Origin of the sequence: Fibrobacter sp. UWB7 (assembly GCF_900142945.1) — a bacterium.
Classification (GTDB): Bacteria; Fibrobacterota; Fibrobacteria; order Fibrobacterales; family Fibrobacteraceae; genus Fibrobacter.
Window position 1 is genome coordinate 15,376 of record NZ_FRCO01000005.1, and the last position, 20,434, is coordinate 35,809.

At 49.8% G+C, this 20,434-nt stretch carries 17 protein-coding genes; 8 read left to right on the top strand and 9 right to left on the bottom strand.

Annotation, left to right across the window (positions count from 1 at the left end):
* Positions 1 to 11: 11 nt before the first annotated feature.
* From BUC30_RS12685 to aroC, 4 genes are all read right to left on the bottom strand, one after another.
* Positions 12 to 2,087 carry an FISUMP domain-containing protein gene (locus BUC30_RS12685; RefSeq protein WP_073425240.1) on the bottom strand — a complete coding sequence of 692 codons (2,076 nt, stop codon included), beginning with the start codon at positions 2,085 to 2,087 and terminating at the stop codon, positions 12 to 14.
* A 4-nt stretch (positions 2,088 to 2,091) separates the two neighbouring features.
* Positions 2,092 to 3,597: an FISUMP domain-containing protein gene (locus tag BUC30_RS12690; RefSeq protein WP_083555862.1), complete on the bottom strand. Its 1,506-nt coding sequence runs from the start codon at positions 3,595 to 3,597 to the stop codon at positions 2,092 to 2,094.
* A gap of 84 nt (positions 3,598 to 3,681) precedes the next feature.
* Positions 3,682 to 4,545 carry a tetraacyldisaccharide 4'-kinase gene (locus BUC30_RS12700; RefSeq protein WP_073442638.1) on the bottom strand — a complete coding sequence of 288 codons (864 nt, stop codon included), beginning with the start codon at positions 4,543 to 4,545 and terminating at the stop codon, positions 3,682 to 3,684.
* 203 nt (positions 4,546 to 4,748) lie between these two features.
* Entirely contained in the window at positions 4,749 to 5,831 is a 1,083-nt protein-coding gene (aroC, locus tag BUC30_RS12705) for a chorismate synthase (protein ID WP_073425244.1), read from the bottom strand.
* Positions 5,832 to 5,935: 104 nt separating this feature from the next.
* Between aroC and BUC30_RS12710 the strand changes: the two genes are divergently transcribed.
* The 3 genes from BUC30_RS12710 to BUC30_RS12720 all read left to right on the top strand — a co-directional run bounded on the left by BUC30_RS12710 (position 5,936) and on the right by BUC30_RS12720 (position 7,802).
* Entirely contained in the window at positions 5,936 to 6,514 is a 579-nt protein-coding gene (locus BUC30_RS12710; RefSeq protein ID WP_073425246.1) for a hypothetical protein, read from the top strand.
* Between the two features lie 226 nt (positions 6,515 to 6,740).
* Positions 6,741 to 7,298 carry an NADH peroxidase gene (locus BUC30_RS12715; protein ID WP_073425247.1) on the top strand — a complete coding sequence of 186 codons (558 nt, stop codon included), beginning with the start codon at positions 6,741 to 6,743 and terminating at the stop codon, positions 7,296 to 7,298.
* Between the two features lie 84 nt (positions 7,299 to 7,382).
* Positions 7,383 to 7,802: a Fur family transcriptional regulator gene (locus BUC30_RS12720; protein ID WP_073425249.1), complete on the top strand. Its 420-nt coding sequence runs from the start codon at positions 7,383 to 7,385 to the stop codon at positions 7,800 to 7,802.
* On the opposite strand, the gene BUC30_RS12725 is transcribed toward BUC30_RS12720, so the two are convergent.
* The 3 genes from BUC30_RS12725 to BUC30_RS12735 all read right to left on the bottom strand — a co-directional run bounded on the left by BUC30_RS12725 (position 7,799) and on the right by BUC30_RS12735 (position 10,801).
* Positions 7,799 to 8,458, bottom strand: coding sequence for a potassium channel family protein (locus BUC30_RS12725; RefSeq protein ID WP_073425250.1), 660 nt, complete (start codon positions 8,456 to 8,458; stop codon positions 7,799 to 7,801). The genes BUC30_RS12720 and BUC30_RS12725 overlap by 4 nt on opposite strands.
* A 20-nt stretch (positions 8,459 to 8,478) precedes the next feature.
* Positions 8,479 to 9,882, bottom strand: coding sequence for a TrkH family potassium uptake protein (locus BUC30_RS12730; RefSeq protein WP_073425252.1), 1,404 nt, complete (start codon positions 9,880 to 9,882; stop codon positions 8,479 to 8,481).
* Between the two features lie 97 nt (positions 9,883 to 9,979).
* Complete coding sequence (locus BUC30_RS12735; RefSeq protein WP_244536639.1) at positions 9,980 to 10,801, bottom strand: FISUMP domain-containing protein; 822 nt, start codon at positions 10,799 to 10,801, stop codon at positions 9,980 to 9,982.
* Positions 10,802 to 10,948: 147 nt separating this feature from the next.
* Here BUC30_RS12735 and BUC30_RS12740 point away from each other — a divergent pair, with 147 nt between their 5' ends.
* Positions 10,949 to 11,341, top strand: a complete 393-nt coding sequence (locus BUC30_RS12740) for an NADH-quinone oxidoreductase subunit A (RefSeq protein ID WP_073425255.1) — start codon at positions 10,949 to 10,951, stop codon at positions 11,339 to 11,341.
* Between the two features lie 109 nt (positions 11,342 to 11,450).
* Here BUC30_RS12740 and BUC30_RS12745 read toward each other — a convergent pair whose 3' ends face one another.
* Positions 11,451 to 12,542: a BamA/TamA family outer membrane protein gene (locus BUC30_RS12745; RefSeq protein WP_073442641.1), complete on the bottom strand. Its 1,092-nt coding sequence runs from the start codon at positions 12,540 to 12,542 to the stop codon at positions 11,451 to 11,453.
* A 105-nt stretch (positions 12,543 to 12,647) separates the two neighbouring features.
* On the opposite strand from BUC30_RS12745, the gene BUC30_RS12750 reads away from it, so the two are divergent.
* Both BUC30_RS12750 and BUC30_RS12755 read left to right on the top strand, forming a co-directional pair.
* Complete coding sequence (locus tag BUC30_RS12750; protein WP_073425257.1) at positions 12,648 to 14,504, top strand: ATP-binding cassette domain-containing protein; 1,857 nt, start codon at positions 12,648 to 12,650, stop codon at positions 14,502 to 14,504.
* 93 nt (positions 14,505 to 14,597) lie between these two features.
* Positions 14,598 to 17,678 (top strand): Ig-like domain-containing protein, encoded by a 3,081-nt coding sequence (locus BUC30_RS12755; protein WP_073425259.1) that lies wholly within the window; start codon positions 14,598 to 14,600, stop codon positions 17,676 to 17,678.
* Between the two features lie 239 nt (positions 17,679 to 17,917).
* Here BUC30_RS12755 and BUC30_RS12760 read toward each other — a convergent pair whose 3' ends face one another.
* Positions 17,918 to 19,099: an acetate/propionate family kinase gene (locus tag BUC30_RS12760; protein WP_073425260.1), complete on the bottom strand. Its 1,182-nt coding sequence runs from the start codon at positions 19,097 to 19,099 to the stop codon at positions 17,918 to 17,920.
* 84 nt (positions 19,100 to 19,183) lie between these two features.
* Between BUC30_RS12760 and BUC30_RS12765 the strand changes: the two genes are divergently transcribed.
* Positions 19,184 to 19,729 (top strand): phosphatase PAP2 family protein, encoded by a 546-nt coding sequence (locus BUC30_RS12765; protein WP_073425262.1) that lies wholly within the window; start codon positions 19,184 to 19,186, stop codon positions 19,727 to 19,729.
* A 6-nt stretch (positions 19,730 to 19,735) separates the two neighbouring features.
* Positions 19,736 to 20,413, top strand: coding sequence for a histidine phosphatase family protein (locus BUC30_RS12770; protein ID WP_073425263.1), 678 nt, complete (start codon positions 19,736 to 19,738; stop codon positions 20,411 to 20,413).
* Positions 20,414 to 20,434: the final 21 nt, after the last annotated feature.

The following is a 20,434-nucleotide window of genomic DNA, read 5'->3' on the forward strand; positions in this document are numbered from 1 at the left end:
CTTTCCATTTTTTATTCAACATTCTTGATGCAGCGAATTGGGTTTGTTGCTGTTTTAGTTGAATAACAGATGTCGGAATTCATTGTTGTAAGTGTGAAACAGAGAGTTCTGGCACTGTACTTTTGGTCATCTTCTGATGAACCCCAATAATATACAGCATCTTTTTCGCTAATTGGTGTTGCGTTGAATCCATATAAATCATAGCCATTGCCGTTTCTTGGCCAGCCTTCAAGTCCTTTCAGGTTCTGTCCTGAGAGAACGTTGCCTCCTGTTGCTTCCTGAAGCTTTAGGAAATCGTCTTTGTTTGGGAGGCGGTACCCGTCTGGGCAAATCCCTTTGGCGAATGTCTTGGGATTACATGTAAGGTGATAACCACATCCGGCGCCGTCATTAGAATAAATTTCGGCTGAATCCATAGCTGCCGACCATGTGTATAATCTGCCAAAGGTATTGCAATATTCCGGATCGTCCGTTGGGCAAGAGCTTTCGGCAGATCCCTCGTGATACTCGAGTCTCAGATTTTCAACCATCCATGTCTGGTCCCCAATTTCTACGGTCTTGTAAACATTGCCGTCTCTGGAATCTTCAAGTGTGCCATAGACTATTTCATGATCGGGCTTGGGAATGTTGTTTTTATCTTCGTAGTTCATTAAGCAACGGATGGAATATGCGTAATCCTCCGTAACCATTCTGATGTAGTATTGTTGTGTATGGTCAAAAAGAATGGCGTTGGCATCTTCTTTGTCAGAAGTCCAGAAATAGGCAATCTCTTTTTCGGTTGTGAATTCAGCTTTTGTTGTTCGCGTTCCTGCGGCCAACATAGAGAACTCAAAATCGTCGGTTCCTTCGGATCCGTCCCAACCTTGTTTTGCCTTTAGCTTTTGGGTGTTGTAACCACCAATATAATAGAACAATTCATTCCATTCTGCTCGATTGGGCAAGTGCCACCCTTCTGGGCACATTCCTTGGACGACTTCAGCAGGCTTGCAATTTGATTTTGATCTTAGGCCGCATAGCTTAGAGTCGTTTGAAAAAGCTCCTACCGAGTCCATGGCGGCACTCCAAGTGTAAAGTCGTCCGTACTTTGTACAGTAGGCGGTATCGTTTTGGTAGCAGAAACTTCTTGCCGACTTGAAGTAGTATGCGTAATTCAGGTTTTCTGCCATCCATACGCGATTGTTGATGGTTGTAGTTCTATAAATATGTCCGTCACGACCGTCCGTCAACGTCTTTTTGATGGGGTCATAGACTGTTGGACGAGGGGGTTCGCTAGAGCTAGAAACAATGCTTGAAGAGCTGCTACTGGATGACGACGAGCTCATAGAACTGCTTGATTCCGAGCTAGAAGAAAGAATGCTGGAGCTGGACTGTTCTGTTATGGAAGAGCTTGATTGATTTTTGGAAGAGGAGCTAGATTGTTTTGTTATCGAAGAACTTGATCGATCATTAGAAGATGAACTGGATTGAACTTTGTTCGAAGAACTCGATATTTCATCCGATGAACTGGATGATTCCTCGATGAAGTTATTTTCTATGCAACGGACAGAGAGTCTAAAATTTTTGGGATAGTCTTCATAGAATACGTAATCGCTTACGCCGTCGAATCTCCAGTTGAAGGCGTTTTTACTGTCTAGCTCTGTAGCGGACCAGAACAATGCCCTATAGCCTTTCTTTTGTCGCTCGTCGAGAGCGTCGCGGTAACCCATTGGGGATGCTTCAAAGCCATATTTGTCTTTTCCGTTTTTGCCTGTTTCCCAGCCCGAAGTGGATTTCAACTGGAGGCCAGCTTTTTCTACGCCGCCGACTTCTTCAAATAGAGTTTTCCATTCGTCGTCATTGGGGAGATGCCAGCCTTCGGGACATGCCTTTTTTGCTTCTTCCCAGGTGTAGAAATATTTTTCAAAATAAAGGTTTTCGGCCATCCAAGTTTGTTCGCCGATGGTCACCTTCTTGTATTCCCGGTTGTCGCGGGAATCGGTAAACGATTCAAGTGGTTCGTTGTTGTTCTCTACGGACGTCGTAGATTCGGAACATGCGATAAAGGAGGCTGCTAAACCAAGTGAAAGTATGGGTAAAATTTGTTTCATCTTTTTAATTCTTTAGGCAACGAACGCTTTTGAATGCCGAATGTTCAGTGTATGAATCTGTTTTTAAGTTGTCGTTTATGAATGAAAATACAGCTATTCCGTGGAAAAATTCATTTAGGGCTGTTGATGTCCAAAATTCGGCTGATCCACCAAAAATGATCTTTTTTGTAATGGAATTACATGTTCCGGACGGTATGATGTTGAGACCGTACACGTCATTCCCTTGAATCGAGTTGTACGTCAAGGAATTGGTGTTGCATGCAGTTTCAAGAATGCCCCATGGAGCTGTCCAAGAAATTTGATTAACCAATGTTTTCCAATTGCTTTGGTTTGGTAATTGCCAACCTTCGGGGCAGGCTTTCATTGCTGCGTTCCAAGTGTAATAACAACCTACGAGTGCGAGGGTGTCAGGATCTTGAGGACAAAAAACATCAACGGTATCTGCAGTATCCCTAGGGATCTCGTATCTTAAATTTTCTGCCATCCAAGTCTGATTGCCGATGGTGATGGTCTTGTATTCTTGACCGTCTCGCGAATCCGTTAGGGTCCCGTGGATGACTTTGGCGGGGTCGTACTTGTAATTGGAGCTGTTTGAAGTAGCGCTTGAACTGCTTTGAACGCTAGAGCTACTGATTTCGCTAGAACTACTGCTTTGAACGCTAGAGCTACTGATTGCACTGGAACTACTTGGTGTGCTAGAACTACTGCTTTTTGCGCTTGAACTGCTTTGGACGCTAGAGCTGCTGATGGCGCTTGAACTGCTTTGGACACTAGAGCTACTCTTGGCGCTAGAACTACTAGAGCGCATGGAACTGTAGTAGAAAGTCTTGCTGCCTTTGATGCATCGAATAGAAAATGCGTTGTTGCGATTGCCTGCATCGCGGATGACGAGCTTGTTGTCAGCATTAAGGCTCCAGTAAAGAACATCGGAGTAATCGTACCGAGTTGCGGACCAGAACGAGGCATAGGAACCTTGTTCCTCATAATTTTTGGAAGTATTGCGGAAGCCTGCAGCGAGTGCTGTAAAGCTGTAAGCGTCGGAACCGTTGCCGTCGCTATTCCACGTGGATTTTGCTTTGAGCTTGTGACCGGCGTAATCGACTCCGCCCGTGGAGTTGATTAAGATTTTCCAGTCTTCGTGATCGGGAAGGTGCCAGCCCGAAGGACAGATGTTGCGGGCCATATCTTCGGACCAAGTGTACAGTCTGCCGTACTTGTCGCAGTTGCTGTCTTTGTCTTTATAGCAATAGCTACTTGCGTCTGTGTCGCTGTAATTGTACTTGAGGTTTTCGGCCATCCAAGTTTGTTCACCGATGGTGACGATTCTATATGTCTCCCCATCACGGTTGTCGGTGATTGAACCCGTTTCGACTTCCAAGGGGTTTATGGTAATGCCATCTCCTGGATCTGAAACGCTTGAACTAGATGAATCGCATGCAAAAAATGTGCTTGCCGAAATAACGGCAAACATCCCATTAAACCAAAATCTGCCGATAGTACTTTTGTTCATAAAGAATAAAATACAAAAAAAGAAATGGATAAATTACTCTTTACAAAAAAAATGAAGAACAAAGTTTTGCTCAAAAATTTACGGCTAGAGCAATTTTTTTAGGATGTTGTCGGAGACTGTTATTTTTTGTATAGCGGTGTGGAGCTTTGGATGGGCGAGGAGCGACTGCTGCAAACGGCACGCATCTTTTTGCGAAATGACGATGTCTTTGTCTTGCGCAAGTTCCGCTTGGACGATTTGATGGAATCGTTTGTCGTGATCGCGGCGGACGATTGCTTTTTCGACATTTATTCCGAATGCACGGATGTCTTCGACGAATCGCTTGGGATTGCCGAGCCCGCAAATGGCTGTAGCGGTAAGCGGTTTGCCCGCTGCAAAGTTTGTGATGGACTCGATGGAAAAATTGATGGCGGGCGAATTGACGCAATGTCCGTTGTTGCCTACGCAATCAAGATGGATGATTTCGCTTTCGTCGTGGTCCTGCTTTAAACTGCGGAACGGCCCTGCGGGCCAAAGCTTTGTCCAAGACGTGGGCGGTTCTTCCCAGTCAAGGCAAATGCGGTGGGCACCTGTAAAGCGCGAATCTTCGAATCCGTCGTCGCAGAGGATGATGTCGAATTTGTCCTGAATTTCTTTGGCGGTCGAATAGCGGTTGCTGGTCGCGATGACCTTTGCGCTGTGCGAGAGGCTGTTTTGCAACAAGATAAATTCGTCCCATGCGGCGTTGTGGCAAAGAACCGCGACTTTTTTACCTTGTTCTTGAAGACGCTTTGCAAGCCAGATGGTGAACGGAGTCTTTCCGGCGCCGCCTGCTAGGTAACTCCCGACGATGATGACGGGAGTCTTAATGGGCGGTTGTGGCCGCAAAAATAATTTGTGGTGTAGCTTGTACGCAATCCGGTAGATTGCGGCTGCTGCAAGACGGAAAGGCTTCGTTGTGTATATCATTAGCAGTGCCTCGATGCATGTCATGCCGGACTCCGTTCCGGCATCGCCTTTTCATAAGCGAGATGGCGACCCCGGAAAGGCGAACGAGGCGAACGCTGCGTCAAAGATTTTAATCTTTGACATAGCTGAGCCGAAGGGCCTTGTGCTTGCACAATAAATCCGGGATGACAGTCCGGGGGGACAAGCCGAAGTTGCACATAGCTTTACAAGCAGTTGCGCTTTTGCTGCAAGTACAAATCCGCGAGGACGAGGGCTGCCATGCTTTCGACAATCACGGGAGCGCGGACGGCAACACAAGGATCGTGCCTTCCCTTGGCGGCAAGTTCTCCATTCTCGTAACCGCGGCCGGCGGTCTTTTGCAACTGCGAAATCGTGGCGGTCGGCTTGAATGCCATGCGGCAGTAAATCGGTTCACCGTTAGAGATGCCGCCAAGGCTACCACCCGCGTTGTTTGTACGCGTGTGGTAGGTGTTGCCTTCTACGTAAATTTCATCATTGTGCTCGCTGCCGTGCATGCGTGCTGCAGCAAAGCCACTGCCGATTTCAAATCCCTTGCATGCCGGTATGGAAAGCATTGCCTGAGCAAGGAGGGCGTCAAGCCTGTCGAATACCGGTTCGCCGAGGGCTGCCGGAACGTTTTTCACGAGAAGCGCTACGGTCCCACCGATGCTATCGCCCTTGGACTTCGCCTCCAGGATAGCCTGTTCCATCTTGGCGCTGGCGTCAGCATCCGGGCAGCGGACGGGGGAAGCTTCAATCTGGTCAAGCGTTAGTGTGTTCAAGTCGGGCGTGGTTCCATCGACTGTACCGACGGAAGAAACCCACGAGAGAAATTCCGTACCTGCGACGGTCTTGAGGAATGCTTTCGCGACGGCGCCTGCGGCTACGCGACCGATGGTCTCGCGGGCAGAGCTTCTGCCTCCGCCTCGGTAATCGCGGAACCCGTACTTGAGGTCGTAGCAGAGGTCTGCGTGCCCCGGTCTGTACCACTTGGCGATGTCGGCATAGTCCTTGCTATGCTGGTCTTCATTAAATACGACAAACGAGATGGGCGTGCCAGTTGTTTTGCCTTCGAAAACGCCAGAAAGAATCTTCACCGTATCTTTTTCGTTACGGGGAGTCGTCAGTTTGCCCTGGCCCGGGCGCCTGCGATTCAGTTCTGCCTGAATCATTTCTTCGGTGATTGGGAGGCCGGCGGGGCATCCATCGAGGACGGCTCCGACAGCAGGACCATGGGATTCACCCCATGTTGTGACAGAAAATATCTTTCCAAACGTGCTTGACATGTGACCAAATATAAATTTTGGACCAAAAAAACTTTTTTTTATGAAAATTTTTTGCTTACTTAGAAAAAGTTTACTATCTTTTACAATATCTAGAGGAGTCAATCGTGTCCAAGTTCGGAATTGTCATAACTTTTTTGATTCTTGTGCTTTCGCTTCATGTGCAAGCGCAGTCTCAGAATAATTTTGCTGGCATTCCATTTGGGGCCGCTCGTGAAACCGTTATCGAAGAAATGATGAAAAAAGGTTACGAACCTTACGGTCAGACGGGCATTGGCGAACGCGTGGTGATTCCTGTTTATATGTTCGGCGAACTGCCAGTTCAGGTTGACTTCATTTTCAATAAGAATGATAAGTTCTATGCCTTTGAAATCCGTACAGGTCGTGTCGAACGTGCTCGCTTGAGCAAGACTTTTGAAGCTGTCGCCTATATGTCTGACCAGTTTACGCTCAAGTATGGCAAGGCGTCTGGTGCGCCGGCTATTAGCGAACTTTCGAACCTTAAAGAAAATGTGCATAATCTCTACCAGGAATGGTTCTCGGTGAAGGCTCTCGATGCTTATACCGCGGTGATCCAGAAGGGTAATCGCTATTATGCAGTAGGTTCTGTAACGCACCGCCAGCTCGCTACGGAAAGCGAAGCCAAGCGTGCTCGCGAAAAAGCTCCGGAAGCAGCTGCTTTCTAAAATTCCAAAAAAAGCTAAAAGCGCTAAATCGACCCGAACGGGTCGTTTTTTTTATGCTGTCGATTTGGTAGAATCTGGCGAAATGCGATGATTAAATTTTTTTTCTTCAAGCTATTGACTTTTGTTGAAATAATTATATATTTGTAATTGTTACAAAAATAAGAACAAAATTAAATGAGTTTTTGTAATATTTCATCAAATTCCGCATAGCGGAAAAGGAGAAGATATGAAGGTCTGGGTTTGCAAAGTTTGCGGTTACGTTCACATGGGTCCGGAAGCTCCGGAAGAATGCCCGCAGTGCCACGCTCCGAAGAGCAAGTTCTTCGAAAAGGTGGAAACGCCTGCTGCAGGGAAGATTGTCTGGGCTGACGAACACAAGGTCGGTGTCGCTCAGGGCTTAGATGCCGAAGTGGTGCAGGGCCTCCGTGAAAATTTCGCGGGTGAATGTACCGAAGTGGGCATGTACCTTGCGATGAGCCGTCAGGCGGACCGCGAAGGATTCCCGGAAGTGGCAGAAGCTTATAAGCGCATTGCTTTCGAAGAAGCTGAACATGCTGCCAAGTTTGCAGAACTCTTGGGCGAAGTCGTCTATGCCGACACCAAGAAGAACCTGGAACTTCGCGTTGCTGCCGAAGCGGGAGCAACTGAGGGTAAGCTTGCTCTTGCAAAGCGCGCCAAGGAACTCGGTTACGATGCTATCCATGACACTGTTCATGAAATGTGCAAGGACGAGGCCCGTCACGGCTCTGCTTTCCAGGGCTTGCTCGGTCGCTACTTCAAGTAAGATTGGAGTGTGGTGCGGTTCCGGACGTCTCAAAAGCGTGCGGGACCGCTTTTTTATGGAATGTTTGAGGAAAAGGGGTGTGATATGCAGGATACAGCAAGCATACTCAAGGATCACGGCATTAGGCCTTCGCTGCAGAGGGTTTGTGTCTACCATTACCTGCGGGGAGTCAAGACGCACCCGACGGTCGATGAAATCTATATGGCGCTTTTGCCAAAATACCCGTCGCTTTCGCGCACGACGGTCTACAATACATTGGAACTGTTGCTCGAAAATGACTTGGCGATTTCACTCGATTTTGGCGACGGCTTCTTGCGCTACGATGCGGACTGCTCTCCGCATAGCCATTTCAAGTGCAAGAAATGCGGCAAGGTCTATGATATCTTTATAGCGCCGCCAGATTGCACGCAAATGATTCCTGCAGGCTTTACTTTGCAGGGGACTTCGCTCTATATGTTCGGACTGTGCGACAAGTGCGCGGTCGGAGAGGGCGGATTAAACTAGTCCTTTAATTTGTCGAGAGCTTCGTTTGGCCCGATGATGAACAGCACGTCGTCTTCTTGCAAGATGACATCTGCAATGTTACCGATTTTAGGCGTTGGCTCCTGCGGATCGCGAATGGCGATCACCTGCACGCCGTACTTGTGCGTGAGCGACAGCGTCTTAAGAGTTTTACCGATAAACTGCTTGGGACAGACAAGTTCCACGATGGAATAGCCTTCCATGAACGGAAGGAAGTCGACCATGTTCGGGCGGTTCAAGCGTTCGGCAAGGCTTATGGCAGCGTCGCGTTCCGGGTGGAAAATATCTGTAACGCCAAGCTTTTCCAAAATGCTCGTGTGTTCGGCACTGCTCGACTTTGCGATGATGTGCTTGACTCCGAGTTCCTTTAGGTTCAGGATGGTGAGGAGGGATGCTTCCAGGTTACTACCGATGCAGACGATAACGCTATCCGCCTTGGTTAATGACGGGATGGAGGCGAGCTGCTTTTTGCGGGTGCTGTCGGCGACAACGGCTTGCGAGACCATGCTGGCGAAGTCTTGGACTTTTTCGGGATGAGAGTCGATGACCATGATGTCATGACCGAGCGATGTCAAATGACGGGCAAGGTAGTTTGCCGAATTCCCAAGACCGATAATCACGAATTGTCTAGAAGCCATAATTTAAATATAGTATTAAGTTAACCGACCATTATATCTTCTTCGGCGTAATAAGCGGTGTCCTGAAGCTTGCCTGCGACTGCCGAAATCAGGAACAATGGTCCCATTCGTCCGATGAACATCACGCAGCAGATGACGATTTTCCCGACCGTGGTGAGTTCTTCGGTAAGTCCCATCGAAAGTCCGCATGTGGCATAAGCGCTCACGACTTCGAACAGAATTTTGAGGAATGGCGTGCTGTTGGCGGAGTAGGCTGTGCCGGAAGGGATTTCGGTGCAGAGGAGGATGAGCGTTGCTGCAGCAATCACAACCATGGCGACGACGAAAATTCGAATTGCCTTATCGACGGTGTTGTTCGGGATGGTGCGACCCATGACTTGAGTCTTTTCTCTGCCGAGGAGTCTATTTATGCCCAAAAGCCCGATGACTGCTGCGGTTGTAATCTTGATGCCACCACCACAGCTACCAGGGTTTGCACCAATGAACATGATGATGATAAAGAAAAATAGCGATGCTTGCGTGAGGTCTGGAATGTTCAAGGAGTTGAGTCCTGCCGTGCGGCTTGTGAACGCCATGAATAATACGGATTGCGCGTTCTCGCCTATGGTGTGTCCGCTAAAGAGGTTGTTCCATTCGGTGAACGAGAAGACGAGAATGCTTGCGAGGATGACGATAATGGTGCCGTAAGTCGCAATGCGGGTGTGCAAAGAAACGCGGCGGATTTCCTTGTGGCTGAAGTCGAAGATGTAGCGCAGCTCTGCAATGGCTAAAAATCCGAAACCGCCTGCCAGTACGAGGATGCAGGTGGTGATGTTCATGACGGGGTTGTACTGGAAACCTTCGAGCGAGTTGGGGAACAACGTAAATCCTACACCGCAGAATGAACTGACTGCCTGGAAAACAGAGCACAAAATGCGGTCGTACATTTCCATAGATTCGAACTGCGTGAAGTAGACGGTGCCGCCGATGAGTTCCAGAACAAATGTAAATGGGATGACTGCCTTGAGGATGCGACCTGCGTCGATGTTTCCTTCTTGCGTGAATTCGGAGAAGAATACGGACTGGTGGCTAAATCCTGGATGCATGCCGGCAAGCAAGATAAGTGTTGTAGATGCGGTCATGATACCGAGTCCGCCAAGCTGCATGAGGACGATGATGAACCAGTGGCCTGTATCTGTATATGTAGAAGAAATATCGACAACGGAAAGCCCGGTGACGCAGACGGCAGACATCGATGTGAAAAAGGCTTCGATAAAATCTATGGGGCGAGTGGTGGATGCGGGGAGACTTAAAAGTCCGGTGCCAATCGCGATGAGCAGAAGATAGGCGAGCACCACCAGCATGATCGGGTTGGCCTGGGTCCTCGTCTTGAAAATGTTCTCGGAAAGCGAGTCCGTGAGCATCTGGTACTTTGAACGTAGCATAAGAGGGAATTTAGTAAAGTTGAGGGGGCGGTTCTTGCTGAAAAAGGAAAAGACTCCGCTCGCGCGGAGTCTTTGTTGTAAGGAGGAAAATCGTTGGTTAATCCTGGACGCAGCGGACGCTGAAGCGCTTTGTCTTGGAGTCGACCTGGAAGAACAATCTATCTTCGCCTTCCTTGTCCTTGACATATTCGGGAGATTTCTCCACGATGATGAGTGCTCCGTTTGTTCCGCCGTTTTCGTCGAATTTCTTGTCGCCGGATTCCGGAGTTCCGGATGTCCAGTGGAAGCCCATGTCACCCATGAAGTTGCAGTCGCCGTCCTTGCAGCGTCCGCTATAGCTCCAAGGCATAGCTTCGTTGTTAATAGCTGTTTGAGCTTCTTCGCGGCTCGGGAGGCGCCAACCGGTCGGGCATGCCTTCTGGGCGCCGTTGAATGTGTAAAGTCTTCCGTTTGTTGCGCAGTTGGCGTCGGATTCGTTGTAGCATTCGCTGTTGGCGATAGCGTAATTGATGTCCTGTGCCATCCAGAGCTTTGTGCCAACTTGAATAAGGGTGTAAGTCTGGTTGTCACGCGTGTCGGTCATCTGGAGACCTTGGACGACGGGTTCCTTGTTTTCGGGCGTGTCGATGGTAATGCCGTTATTGCTGGAGGAACTCTTTGCAACCGGTGTTGCCTTGGAGGAGGATGAAGGCGGCTTCACCGTAGCTTCGCAACCTGCGGTCCAGATGCAGAACGTCTGGCTTTCGTCCACCATGTCAGGGTGCTGGACGCTCGATTGACTGGGAACGGTTACTGTCTGGTGCTTTTCAGTTGTGTCTCTGACGCCGATGACAATCGTAGAATCTCCCGGATTGGAAATGGAGGACGATGTTGGCGAAACGACAGAGGAAGAACTAATGATGGAGACAGGAGGTGCCATTGGACTTGGATCGTCCGAACAGCCGAAAAAGAGGGTGGAGGCCCCTACAATAACGAAAGAAAGGAGATTTTTCTTCATGATTACCAAATATAGTTTACAAAAATGGTTTGCTGTAGCAAAAACTTTTTTACTATCTTTGGAATCACTATGAGCAATGTTGAAATTTTCGACACCACCTTCGCCATGACGATCCTTGTGATCATGGCTCTCTGCATCCCCACAGTTCTTCTCGTCGCCAACTGGGTTTTGCACCCGGGCAAGATCAAGCATACCCTTATTAAGGGTTCTGCTTACGAATGTGGCCTTGCTCACGTTTCCGGTACGGCAAACGAGCGCTATCCGGTAAAATATTACATGGTGGCTATGCTCTTCTTGGTGTTTGACCTCGAAGTCGCCTTTATTTATCCCTGGACCATCCAGTTCCTCGCTGGCGGCTGGGAATTGCTGTTCATCCTCCTCGGCTTCCTCCTGATTCTCGAAGCCGGTTACATCTACCTCTTGAAGAAGGGTGTCTTGGACTGGAACAGCGTTAAGGACTAATCCTTAAACCGTTGATTATTCTATCTCAAAATGGCGGATGCAGGCTCTCGGGTTTGCATCCGCTTTTTTTATCCCCAGAAACTAATAACTATTGACTAGTGTCTACCCACTAGAAGGCGTCGCGGACGTACATCGTCATGCCGAGGTGCTTGAAATCGACCCATGAAAATTCGCAGCGGGCATACAGGTTTTCTTTCTGGTTGAGCGCCAACCGCCCCCCGAAGCCCAAGCTCCTGTGCCACTTGTTACGCATAAGGTCGCTAAAGTAATCGCCCGTTTTTCCGCCTTCGAAGAAAATGTCACCGGCGAGTCGCCAGAACAGTTTCTTGCGGAATTCCACTTGTAAAAACATCGCCTGGTTGCCGTAGAAGAAGTTCTTTTCGACGCCTCGGAACCGCTTGAGCCCGTCCGAGCCTGCAAGTTTGTCAAAAGGAGCGTCTCCGTCGATGCGTTGCCAGAGGAAACCGACAGCCATGGACGTATTCCAGATGAATTCTGTATAGCCGCGGACATCGAGTTCCTGATGGGTGAAATTGTAGTCGCCTAAGGCTTTGTTATAAAAGTAGTGTCCCCATTGTACAAGGTAACCATGCCGAGCCCAGTTGGTGTTGTCGCGGGAGTCTATGGAAAGATGGTAGCCTACGCCGTTTCTCCAGCCGTCTGTGTTTTCAGGGCGATTGAGAGTCCCGTGGTAATTGTACCGGTTGAGGTCAATCTCGGTGCTGTTTATCTCGAAAAATAGCCCGTAGCGGAAGTCCGGAAGCCATTGCTTTGTACCAAAATTGGCTTCGGTTAAGGATGTAAAATAGAATGTGTGGCGGTCGAACTTGCGGTAGTCGTCGATGTCGGGATCGTTGCCTCTACCAAAGTAATTGCCGACCCAGTTTTCGTAATGGAGGTCGACATCTCCTGAAATTCGATCGTTCAACAAGAAGAACTTGGGTGATACAGAACCCGTAACTTGCTTGCGTGTTGTGCCGTAAAAGGAAAGGTCTAGCTCGGTGGAGTTTCCGCCGGTAAATTCAGGTTTGAAGAATATGATTGCCATTGCCCCGAACTGGTACCGGGTTTCTTCGGTATAGCCAAGAATGGGGACAACGGAAAAACGCTGGAAGTCGTCCGTGGAATCGGCTTCAACTCCTGCAAATGCTGGTGCGGCGAAGGCTGCTAGTGCTAGTAGCTTTTTAGACAAAAAACGCATTTCGTCCAAATTTAGATAATTAAAGGCATCTCCTTTTTTTTTAAAGTTTGCATTAAAAGTTTTAAACGCAAGATTTTTATTTTTGTGAAAAAGAAGTAGGTTTTTATGCCCATTTTGTCGGTTCAGAATATTTTGCTGCGTTTTGGCGGTCCGCCGCTTTTGGATAATGTCTCGTTCGATATTGAGGCTGGCGACCGCATTTGCCTTGTGGGTCGTAATGGCGAGGGCAAAAGCACGCTTTTGAAGGTGCTGACCGGTGAGATGGAAGCGAATTCCGGCGAAATCGTAAAGAAGACGGGGCTTAAGGTCTCCCGCATGATCCAGGAAATCCCGGCTCATCTCGATGGGACCGTTCGCGACATTGTGATGGGGCGTGTGTCCGTGGTAAGCGGCGGTTCTGTGATTTCACAGAAGATTCTGGACGATGGCGCGCACAATGCGACTGCTGAGGCGATTCTCGGGAAGACGGGCATCGATGCGGATGCGCCTTACGACAGCTTGAGCGGTGGTCAGAAGCGCCGTGTGCTTTTTGCTCGTGCTGTGGCTGAAGATCCGGATTTGCTTTTGCTCGACGAACCGACGAACCATTTGGACATTCCCGCGATCCAGTGGCTGGAAGGGATTGTGACGCGCTTGAATTGCGCAGTGATGTTTGTGAGCCATGACCGAGCATTTGTCCGCCGTACGGCAACACGTATTTTTGAGCTTGACCGTGGTCGTGTGCGCAGCTGGGATTTCCCGTACGACAAGTTTGTACAGTTTAGGGACCAGGCGCTTGCTGAAGAAGAAAAGGCGAATGCGCTTTTCGATAAGAAATTGGCTGAAGAAGAAGTCTGGATTCGCAAGGGCATCCAGGCCCGCCGTACGCGCAACGAGGGGCGAGTCCGCGCCCTCATCAAGATGCGCGAAGAACGCGCGGCCCGCCGCTCCCGTACAGGCAATGTGAACATGCAGATTACGGAAGCCGACCGTTCCGGGCGCCTCGTTGCGCGTCTCAAGAATGTGAGCTATTCCTATGACGGGAGCCCGCTCATTAGCGACCTCTCGACAGAAATCAGCCGTGGTGACCGCATTGGCATTGTGGGGCCGAATGGCTCTGGCAAGACGACACTACTCCGCTTGATTCTTGGCGAACTTCAGCCGGAATCGGGTGAAGTGCGTTTGGGCAGTAATCTCCATATTGCGTATTTTGACCAGATGCGTACCCGCCTGCGCGAAGACAAGTCGCTCATCGAAAATATCGGTGATGGTCAGGCTTATATCACATTGAACGGTGTCAAACGCCATGTGTTAAGTTATTTGCAAGACTTCTTGTTCTCGGCGGATCGCGCCCGCGGCCCGATCAGTGCGCTTAGTGGCGGTGAACGCAACCGCCTTTTGCTCGCGTGCCTCTTTAGCCACCCGAGCAACGTCTTGGTACTTGACGAACCGACGAACGACTTGGACATGGAAACCCTCGACCTATTGGCAGAACTTTTGGCGGACTATAACGGCACCGTCCTGACTGTCAGTCATGACCGTGCCTTCCTCGATTCCGTGGCGACGGGCATCCTCGCCATCGAAGAAGATGGTCATGTCTTTGAAGCGGTTGGCGGTTACTCCGATTACGAGGCGAACAAGAAGCTCCGCGACAAGGAAGCCGCCCAGGCAGCCCGCCTGGCCGCCGAACGCGAAGCCGAAAAGCAGGCCCGCTCTAACGCTGGCGCCGGCGCCGCCTCTGCGTCCCCCGCGCCTGCGAAAAAGAAAAAGCGCAGCTACAACGAAGAGCGCGAATACGCCGCCCTCCCCGAAAAAATCGAAAAGCTCGAAAAGGAAATTGCCGACTACCAGCTGGAACTTTCCAAGCCCGAAGTCTACACGAACGCAACCCTCATCGTGGAACTCCAGAAAAAAATTGCCGATGACGAGGCTCTGCTCGAACAGGCTTACGAACGCTTCGAAGCCCTTGACAATTTGGGATGATTTTTTTTTTGCTCCCCTAGTGACAAAGCTCACGGGATAATATAGATTTACCCTGATGGGTCTTGGTGTTGAAATCTTAGAGGAGTTTTTATAATGAAATCGCTATCGTTATCTTTGGTGATGGCGTTGGCTGGCGCGACGACGGGTTTCGCCGGCACGACGGTTTGGAGTTTTGATAAACAGAAAGGCAATGACATGCAGCCGGCATACTGGTTTAGCTATGCCCAGCCGGAACCGAATACAAAAGGTACCCTTTCTGATACCGATGACGGGTATAAGCAATTTTCTGTAGAATTGGACCTTAATTCTGACCAATACAGTGTCGCAGGCTTCGGTTTTGCATGGAAACAGACCAATAAGCAAGATGTCGATGTAGACCTTTCGGCTCATTCTGGCCTTTGCGTTACCTATAAGGCAGATCGCCAGTTCCGTTTGGACTTGAAGCAGTCTACGATTACGGACTACAATTATTACGGCACGGATCTTCCTGCTACATCGGAATTTACTTCCAGATATATCGATTTTCAGAATTTTGCTCAGGAAACAGGCTGGGGCGAAACTGCCGCGCTGGACTTGACTAAACAGCTAGCCATTCAGATGAGCTATAAGGCTGGCCATGCCAATAGCTTTGAAGCGAGCGATGCCACTAGGCATAAAAACGTCATTACGATTTCTGGCATTTCTCTCGGCGAATGCGGATCGGTTATTGAAGAGCCCTCTCTCGCGGTGCTTGAACCGTATAACAAGGCTCAGACCGTGACGATGAAGGAAACGGATTCCTTGAAGATTCCTCTTTCGAAGGTCTTTACTGCGGGCGAAAATGAAGAGATTACGATTGCGACTTCGATGCCTGCCAATATCTTGACGAAGATCAAGCCGGCTGATGCGCCGACTTTGGCGGACACTCTTGTGTTTGTTTCTAGGAATATTGAACGCGATACAGCATTAGCTCTTAATATCTTTGCTTTGAGTAGCGAAGGAACTTCTGTAAAGGCTCAGTTTAACGTTATCATTACGGCTGATGCTGAAGGTCCGGGACCTGATCCGGTTTGCCCGGGTGACCCGGAATGCCCGGATGATCCTCCTGCAGAAAATCATCCGACAACGGTGCTTGCTCCTTATGATGAAGTCGTTGTGCTGAAGATTGATGAAACGGATACAGTCAAGGTTCCGTTGGTAGATCTTTTTGCAGACGAAGACAATGACAAGCTCATTTTTGCCGTTGACATGTCTGCTCCGTTGATTTCCATCTTGACTCCGATGGACAAGGCTACGTTGAATGATACCCTTCGCTTTACTCCGACCGGTATTAAAAAGGATACGAGTATCAATGTGGCGATTTATGCGACGGATGGAAAGTCTGAATCTGTCTTTGTCCAGTACGCCTTGACAATCAAGGATGCCAATAGACCGCCGGTGGCTTTGGATACGTCGTATACAGTGAACGAAGGCGAAGATTTGATTGTTCCGATTGTGCGCGGTCTTGCTGCAATGAACACGGATCCGGATGGCGATGACTTCCTGGTTGTGCCGGTGGATTCTACCAAGCATGGCGTTTTGACGGAATTCTCCCAGTTGGGTTCATTCGTCTATACTCCGGAAAAGGATTTCCGTGGTGATGACACGTTGACTTACGTGCTTGTGGAAACTGCAAATCATACGATGATTAGTAACAAGGGTACTGTGGTCATCCACGTGGTGCCGATCAACGCCAAGCCGACCGTGACGGTTGCCGATAGTGCATTCCTGAAGGATACGCTTGTTCTCGATATGGACTTCGATGAAGATACCGTAAAACAGATCAAGATTCCGACAAAGTCCTTGGTCTTTAAGGATCGTGAAGTTACCGAAGGCACGCAGAAGTTTACTTATAAGGCTGTAGGTACAAAGATTATTGCTACAGTCGATAGCGTGACTACAAGCACCTACTTTATTTCTCTGAAGCCGGTGGCTAGTGCAACGGGTCTTGCAACTATCTTCTTCTATGCTTCGGATGGCAAGGATTCCGTCGGTGTGAAGCTTTATGCAAAGCTTGTCTCTCCGAAGGATGTCGCCCAGGCTGTAAAGGACGAGTACACCACGTTTAACGATAGCACTCTTACGGTGGATGCCAAGGAAGGCGTTCTTGCTAACGACAAGTATCCAGAAGGCGTGACGAAGGGTATGGAAGCTGAACTTGCCCAGAAGCCTGCTCATGGAACGTTGACATTCAATAAGGACGGTAGCTTCAAGTACGTGCCGGAAGAAGGCTATGAAGGTGTCGATTACTTTGGTTACTATGCTGTTGTCAAGGGAACGAAGTCCAAGGCCGCTATCGTGACAATTGTGGTCGAAAAGCGCAACTTGCTCCCGACCGTTGTCGTAAAGTCCAGCACTCTCGATACGACTGTGACCGAAGACTTCCCGACTTCGAAAACTTTGAAGTACACGAGTTCTGTGATTGCCTCCTGGTTCAAGGATCCGGAAGGCGACCCGCTGACCTACTCTGCAAAGAGCAAGGATGGCAAGCTCAAGGTTCAGATTACGGATAAGGGAATCCTTGAAATCAACTCCGTTCAGGATTCTACGGGCAAGGCTTATGTGGTCGTGACGGCAACAGACAAGAAGTCTGGCTCCAAGAGCTTTGAGTTCTGCGTGACGATTACTCCGGTAAACGACAAGCCTGTGCTGTTGCATCGCGATACCATCTATGTATCCGAAAAGTCCGACTGGAAAGTCAAATGGGATTTGGATACGCTTGTGACGGATGTCGATGGCGATGAATTGACCTATACCCCGAACGAGACTGACGCTTTGCTGAAGTACGTTTCGATTTCGATGAAGGGTTCCGTGATTACGGTCAAGGCTAATGAAGGCGTCAAGTTCAAGGACAAGCAGATTCTTGCGATTGGCGTGAAGGCAAGCGATCCGGATAAGTTGAATGTGACGGTTCCGCTGTATGTCATCATTGGTGAAAGACCGATTGGCTTGAAACCGCAGCTTGCTCAGCCGAAGATGAACTGGCAGAATGCTGTGATGGCAAAGCGCGGTACGGCAAAGATCATGGACATGAAGGGTCGCGTGGTCTGGAGTGCTAAGCTTCCGGTGAACCCGGCTGAAGTGCTCAACGCTTCTGCCCAGGTGCAGGGACGCAAGATCCTCCGCGTCAACAACCAGACATGGACGATTAAGTAAGCGCCGGAGGCGCAGTTACTAGTCAATAGTTATTAGTTACTAGAGTGTCATGCCCGCCTCCGTGCGGGTATCTCTTTTATTAAATGGAAAAAGTCTTCAAAAAGAAGAGGCTCCGCATCGCGGAGCCTTTTTCTGACCGTTCGCGCTAGAATCTGCAAAACATGTGCAGGGCTGGCGCTCACTCTCGCAACCGTCCCAGCTTAACGCATGGGACTTGTTGCTCACTATTCTGCTTTGCGTTACTTCACCAGTGCTTCGGTGTCGAGAGCGATGAGGAGTTCTTCGTTTGTTGCAACGACGATTGCCTTCGGCGTGCCATCCTTCGTGATGAGGTGGTTGGATTCCTTGCCGCTCTTGAGGTTGCGTTCTTCGTCGACCTGGTAGCCGAGGAGCTTCAGGTTGTCGAGAGCCTGCTTGCGGACGTAGAAGCTGTTTTCGCCGATGCCGCCCGTGAAGACGATAGCGTCAATGCGCGGGAGAGCCATGGCGATGCCGCCGATTTCGCGGGTGAGGCGGTAGCAGAAGACGTCGAGAGCGATTTGAGCCTGCTTGTTGCCTTCGCTTGCTGCCTGCGTGAGTGTACGCATGTCGTTAGAAAGTCCAGAGAGGCCCAACAAGCCGGATTCCTTGTTCACGAGGTGGTCGAGCTTGTCGATGGTGCCGTATTCTTCACCGTACTTCTTAGCGATGTAGAAGAGGATTGCCGGGTCGAGGCTACCGGAGCGGGTACCCATGATAAGGCCTTCGAGCGGTGTGAAGCCCATCGTGGTATCGACGCACTGGCCGTTCAAGATGGCGGAGCAGCTGGAGCCGTTGCCGAGGTGAGCCGTGATGAGGCAGGTTTCTTCGGGCTTGGTGCCGAGAACCTTGCAAGCTTCGGCAGTCACGAAGCGGTGGCTTGTGCCGTGTGCACCGTAACGGCGGATGCCGTCGTTTTCATAGAACTTGTACGGGATGCCGTAGAGGTAAGCCTTCTGCGGCATGGTCTGGTGGAAAGCCGTATCGAACACGGCGACCTGCGGAAGACCCGGGAAGAACTTGGTGGCGCATTCCATACCGGTAGCGAGTGCCGGTTCGTGGAGCGGGGCAAAGAGCGTGATGCTGCGGATGTAGTCGATGACTTCCTGAGAGACCTTTTCGCTCTTGATGTACTTACCGCCATGCACGACGCGGTGGCCGATGGCTTCAATCGTGTCGGTGAGTTTCTGGGCGTCAAGGAACTTCTTGACCTGGTCCACAGCTTCGGCATGCGTGGGGCAGTCGAAGTTGAAGTCAATCTTGCCTTCAGGACCCTTGGCCTTGGTGTGGCCGTTCACGCCGATATTTTCGACGAGGCCGCTAGCGATGGATTCCTGGGTCTTTGTATCAATGACAGCAAATTTTACAGAAGAGCTGCCGCAGTTGAGGACGAGTACGCGCATGGGATTTCCTTTATAGATTATATCGTTTGATAAAATAGGAATTTTGGCGCAGTGTGGCGAGCGTAAAAATCTACATTTAACGTGATGTTGAAGAAAATTTTTGATTTTGACAATCGCGTCTCGGTTTACTGGACTAATCGCCATTTTTCGCGCAAGGTGAATGGCTGGTTGCGCTTTTACGTGCGCTTGGGCGATGGCTATATCTGGGCTTTGTTCATTGCATTTTTGATTTGGAGAACGAGCTGGGATAGTTTTTTGCCGATTCTGTGGCAGGCTCTTGTTTCGCTTGCGATGAGCCTTCTCATTTACGAGGGCGTCAAGCTCAGCACTAAGCGTCCGCGCCCGTTTGCCGCCAACCCGCAAATCAAGGCGGAGGTCCCGCCGCTTGACAAGTACAGCTTCCCGTCGGGCCATACGATGAACAATTTGGCGGTGGCAAGCACGGTGTTTTATTGCGTGCCGCAGTACGGATGGATTATGATGCTGTTGCCGCTCACGTGGGGGCTTTTGCGCGTGTACTTTGGCGTGCACTGGTTTTCGGATATCGTCTGCGGATTCTTGCTTGGCATCTTGAGTTTTGCGCTCGGACACGCTTTGTGGATCCCGATTTCTGCTGCAATCGCGGGCTGACGAACAATGACTAACGACTTCGTACAAATTTCAGATTTTTTTGCCCAGGTTGACTGGAACTCTAAAATTTATCTGCTGTTGCGCCATGCCGAACGCAACCACATTACGCCGGACGATAAGGACTTTGGTGCGCATGTGGGGCTTACGGATTGTGGGCGTCGCCAGGCGGTAGCGCTTGGGAAAGTGATTCCTGCGATTGGCGATGCGGTGTACTTTTCGAGCCCGGTCGGGCGTTGCGTGGAAACGGCGAAGTGCATTGGTGAAGGTCGCAAGCTTGCGGGCTTTGGAGTTTGCTCGGGCGCCTCGGTGAATGTCACGCCGCTGAATGAACTTGGCGATTTCTTTGTCCGTGATGTGCCTGCATACGAGCAAACTTTGCGAGAAGGTTTTTACGAAGGTATCTGCGAGTGGCTTGATTCCGGCGAGCACGATGCTTTTTTCCCATTGCATGAACGCGCCGAACAGATGCGCGAGATGATGTTTGCAAAAGGCGATTCCCGCTTCAACATCTTCGTGACGCACGATGCCTGGATTGTACCGTGCCTCTCGCACTTTTGCAATTTGAAGTTCCAGCCGAAATGCTGGATGAACTTCTTGACGGGGCTTGCTTTTGAACGCCTTGAAAAAGGCAATGTGAAAGTTACGCCCATTACCGCCATGGAAACGGGCTGGCTTCATTTTTAAGTTCATTTTCGCTTAAAAATT